The 4,987-nt window shown below is 30.7% G+C and carries 3 protein-coding genes and 1 pseudogene; 2 read left to right on the top strand and 2 right to left on the bottom strand.

Annotated elements, in window-relative coordinates; translation table 11 throughout:
• Together ACT8VG_RS07265 and ACT8VG_RS07260 are read left to right on the top strand one after the other, a co-directional pair.
• Positions 1–726, top strand: a pseudogene (locus tag ACT8VG_RS07265) (hypothetical protein); the annotation flags it as partial.
• A 288-nt stretch (positions 727–1,014) separates the two neighbouring features.
• Positions 1,015–2,355 (top strand): dicarboxylate/amino acid:cation symporter, encoded by a 1,341-nt coding sequence (locus ACT8VG_RS07260; RefSeq protein ID WP_444195516.1) that lies wholly within the window; start codon positions 1,015–1,017, stop codon positions 2,353–2,355.
• 347 nt (positions 2,356–2,702) lie between these two features.
• On the opposite strand, the gene ACT8VG_RS07255 is transcribed toward ACT8VG_RS07260, so the two are convergent.
• Together ACT8VG_RS07255 and ACT8VG_RS07250 are read right to left on the bottom strand one after the other, a co-directional pair.
• Positions 2,703–4,271, bottom strand: a complete 1,569-nt coding sequence (locus tag ACT8VG_RS07255; RefSeq protein WP_444195515.1) for an SIR2 family protein — start codon at positions 4,269–4,271, stop codon at positions 2,703–2,705.
• Between the two features lie 280 nt (positions 4,272–4,551).
• On the bottom strand, positions 4,552–4,987 hold a 436-nt coding region (locus tag ACT8VG_RS07250), incomplete at its 5' end, for an ImmA/IrrE family metallo-endopeptidase (protein WP_444195514.1).

Below are 4,987 nucleotides of genomic sequence, written 5' to 3'. Positions count from 1 at the left end.
AATGAGAAGGATAAAACATATCCTGCAGTAGGTAAGTATACTATTACTGTAAAATATAAGAAAAAGTTATTGAAACAGAGTGTTATTGTAAAGGATACAAAAGCACCAGAGTTTGTATTACCTGCAAATATGGAGTTATTACAAGGAACTGGTTTAGATACATTTGATTACAATTCTCTCAAGTCTCTTATGAAAATTAGTGATTTATCTGAAATAAGTATTGAGATTGATACAAGTAAAATAGATATTAATACTCCAGGGCAATATGATTTTAACGTTACAGTAAAAGATAAATATAACAATGAAACCAAGAAGACTGGTAAGGTCACTGTGATTGCGAAACCAGTGATTAGTAATAATGAAGAAGTTGTACATGAGACAGTGAAGAATAAAGATGGAAGTACAAGTGTAAAGACTAAAGTACAGAAAAAACAGAGTTCTAATACAAATAGAACTTCTAATAGTTCTTCTCCCAACAACAGCAATTCTTCTGGAAACAGTAATACTTCAGGTAGTTCTTCTTCAAAAAACACCAATAACAATTCTTCTGGAAACAACAATACTTCAAGTGGTTCACCATCAGAAACTCATAAAGGATCATTAACAGTTGAAATGGATCCTAAGTATCATTGGGAAGGAGAAAATTCTTATGGAGATGGTGCAGAAATTAGCGGTGAAGACTTTGATAAGTTAACTGGTGGAGACTGGAAGAACTGGGATTATTAAGAACTAAATATCTTTTCCTCAGGGAGATCACTGCTAGTGGTCTCCCCTTTTTTTCATTATCAATAACCTCATTAAGGATATTATCTAATTCATCAATAGTATAAACCTTCTTCCCTATGATCAGTATACATTTTTCTTAATTTCTATACTGTATGTGTCGTACCATAATAAAACGTGGTTTTAAATAAATATATTATACTCACCCACATTTTTAATAATACTACTTGCAATAGAGTTCATATAGTGTATAATAATGTCAATTTTGGGATTAAATTCAGGAGGGTAAAAATGAAAACGAGTAATGGTAAGCAGTTAGCTAAAAAGATGTTAATTGCGATGATTTGTGGTCTTGCCTGTGGGTTTGGCTGCATTATGTTAAGAGAACACTTAGTAAGTAGTGGTCAGACTGATCTTTGGACAAAGATCAATAACTTATTCTTTCAGGATATTACACAGCCTACAGCAACTAAAGCTGTTGGGATTTTCTATATTGTAGGTCAGTTATTTGTTAATTCATTACAGCTTATTATTGTACCTATGGTATTTGTATCTATTACATTAGCTATTTCAACTATCACAGATACAAAGAAGTTAGGTAGAATTTCTACTAAGACTATTTTAACTTTCTTTATTACTACAGTATGTGCATTATGTTTTGCGGGTGTGGTTGCATCTATTGTATATCGTTTAGGTTTCTTTAATGCAGTGGGTAAAGCAGCAGTAACAATCCAGCAGGGTTCTACTGGTTCTAACCCATTAAATATTATTTTAAATATTATTCCTAACAACCTTATTTCAGCTTTCTCTACTAATGGTAACGTACTTGCTATCGTGTTTATAGCAGTTGCTATGGGTCTAGCAATGAATACATTAGAAGAAGAAACAAAGACTCTAAAGAAGTTATTCGAAGAAGTATCTAAGATTATTACTTTATTCTTATCATTTGTAGTTAATAAGTTTGCACCTATTGGTATCTTCTGCTTATTAACTAGAACATTCGCAATTTATGGTATTGATTCATTAAGACCAGCACTTGCTTATGTAGTTACAGTAGTTATTGCATTATTTGTATATTTATTCTTAGCTTATCCTATCTACTTAATGTCTATGGCTAGAGTAAATCCAAAGCCATTCATGAAGAAGATGGTTAAGGTTGCTTTATTTGGTTTCTCTACTTCTTCTAGTGCTGCAACTCTTCCAATCAATAAGAGAACAGTAACTGAAGAATTAGGTGTAAATGATCAGATTGCATCATTTGTATTACCTTTAGGTATGACAATCAATATGGATGGTACAGCAATCATGCAGGTTATTGCAGCTATGTTTATTGCAGCAAGTTCTGGATATAAAGTAACATTCATGTCTATGGCAGTTATTGCAGTACTTGCATTAATTGCATCAGTTGGTACTCCAGCTGCACCAGGTGCAGGTGCTGTGATCCTATTTACTATCTTAACTGGTATGGGTTATACAAACGATGCAGCATTACTTGCATACTCATTAATTCTTTCAATCAATAGACCTATTGAAATGTTAGTTACTTCACTTAATGTAGTTGGTGATGCTTCTACTTCAGTAATTGTAGCTAAGAAAGAAAACATGATTGATAACGAAGTATATAAAGGGTAAAGGTTCTTTCTAGAAAAGGAGTCAGAAAAATCTGACTCCTTTTCTAATACCTTAAACAGAGTCTCTACCTCTATATACAAAGTAATAAATTTCAAAAAACAGGCAAGAATGATGATAAAATCTCTTTAGATGTGAAAGACTAAACGCAACTTTAACAGATCTAAAGTGGAATTTAACTTTTCACTTTAGACATCTAAAAAATCAAATAGTTTACTTGTAATTTTACGACAAATGTGTATAATACTAGTGAAGAGAGCTGGAAGATAGGGTGGCTTTTAAAAAGCGGCCTTGTTGAATGGTTTTCTAGTAAGAAAGAGGCTTCTGATGGTGTCCTTTGAAAGGGTGCTTTAATCAGAGGCTTTTTTGCTTTCTCCTTTCAAATAATCATAGATTCTAATCAACCTTCTTAAATTTGTTCGAGTAGAAGGTTTAGAATTCTTTAATATATCGTTATCTTTTTCAAACTGAGTTTTTAAATAATTTTCTAATTCAATCAAATTTATTTGTTCTTTTTTCAAGTAAGCTATACATAGCATTTGCTTATCTATATCAGGTATTTCCATTAAAATACTTTCTATGTCAATTTGAGGGTGTCTACTACGTGCTCTCTCTATTGTTTTAGAAATAATATCTTCAAAATCTTTTACCAGCAACTTATCAATCCCTTCTATTTTCTTGTATTTATCCTCATATAAAGAATTAATTGGTAATATACCCGAAACTTGTTTTGCTAGTGTAGGTGCATATTCCAATAAATCTTTTATATCATATTTAAGATCATGTATCACAATATTTCTATACCATTGATCTGTAGAAATACCTTTTAATCCATCTAAGCTAATTGTCTCTGTTGTGCCTATAGAAATTACTAATTCATCATTTGAAACTCTATCATCATCAATTGCAGCTACTTTAATATTTTCAGTAGGTTCATTTGATAATGTAAACAAATATAATTCATCTTTTAATAATCGCAGTAAACGAACGGGTATTTTCATTTTCTTTTTGCCGATTGCATTATAAATCAATGAATAGTCAGATAGGGTTATTTTTGTCATTGTAATCATTTTATTATCTTCAAATGCAAATGATGATTCACCAATATCATATCCTTCCATTTCTGCATCATATTCAATAAATATGAATCTTCTTTTCAGTAATTTAACCTGTTCATTTGACATGCATTTTACTATAGCGCTTAAAATATCCCTAATATTAGAATCTGAAATAGAATAGCCCATGAAAATAATAGGATACTCCATGAATATAGTAAGTAGCTTAGCAGCCAAATATTCACGCTTCTCTTTAAATTCTTTATAGTCCTTTTCATTAATAACTATAGATTGAGGATCATTTAGAGAACCATGGATTTTATAAACTTCTGCAATCCCTTGTAATTGAGAAAACAAAAGTGCCTGCTGACCTATATATATTTTATACTGAGACAAATATGTTTCAAAAAACAAATCATAATTTGTTGTAATAATTCCAGCAATTGACTTTTTCGCAATATTGTTCAATAAAGTAACTTCATCTTTTAGTTCTGGGCATAACACTGATTTTTGTTTTAGATAATAACTCAGTTCAGCCTTAAATGGAGAACATCCATTCTCTACCTTTTCAGTATATGCTTCATCTAAACTTCTAATTTCAGGGTTACGAAACCATTCTTTGTTAAAGTCTTCCTCTATAAGTGATGCTATTTTAGGATTAATACCATATGGACTATTTTCAAAAGATGCTCGATCTTCATAAGAACGGTATGCAAATGAATCTTTGTTTAATTTAGCAACCATTACTTTTAACAATCCTATCCAATCAGGTAAATTATAATATCTTCTTGATAATCCTGAACCAACAAACAAAAAAGGTATTGTATCTAAGCTTTCAATAAGCTGTTCAATTGTTTTGCTCATAAAACCATCCTTTCTCACTGATATTTATGTCTAAAACTCTTTTAAGCAATATAATACTCTCCTTGATTCTTTGTCATGGATTATGAAAATACTCTCTTCTAGATACAAAATAAGTCTCCTATATTATCTATACCCTTTATACGTAAAGATTACTTAATAAAAATGCATATTTGTTTTTATCTCTTCCAACTTATAGAAGCATGAACATTCTTGCAATAAAAAATAAGCCAGATTTCTCTGACTTATTCAAGCTTAAACTCATAAAGAATCTGACACTCCTTTAAAGCTTTGTATTTATCACTTGTTTTAAACGTCTTTGTACTGCAACTTGGGGCGCATTAAATGTATCAGATAATGCACGAATAAGAAGTTCTAGATCATTAATATTGTGAGATAACTCAGTATATGCTTCTTTGAAAGATGTTAGTGGCATTAATAAAGCATCCGCAAAACGAATAGCTCTTAGTTCTATATCATTGATTCTATATGTATGAGAATACTCATTACTTGAATCACTATCATAGATGTAATGAGCTAGCTCATGGCATAAAGAGAAAAGAATCTCTTCATCCGTATATTCATTACTAAGAATAATGACCTTATCGCTTTTGTATTTGTTGATAAGTTGGTTTGATATACCTATTGTTGCTTTTATATTATAATCATTGAATTTTGTAGTGTAGATATTAAACCCTAATACTTTCGCAATTTCCACG

Source organism: Catenibacterium sp., from assembly GCF_052354645.1.
Lineage (GTDB): Bacteria > Bacillota_I > Bacilli_A > Erysipelotrichales > Coprobacillaceae > Catenibacterium > Catenibacterium mitsuoka_A.
This window is presented reverse-complemented; position numbering and strand designations above follow the sequence as displayed.

Coding starts and splice junctions, on each gene's coding strand:
- ACT8VG_RS07255 (WP_444195515.1), bottom strand. CDS start 4,271: ATGAGCAAAACAATTGAACAGCTTATTGAAAGCTTAGATACAATACCT.
- ACT8VG_RS07260 (WP_444195516.1), top strand. CDS start 1,015: ATGAAAACGAGTAATGGTAAGCAGTTAGCTAAAAAGATGTTAATTGCG.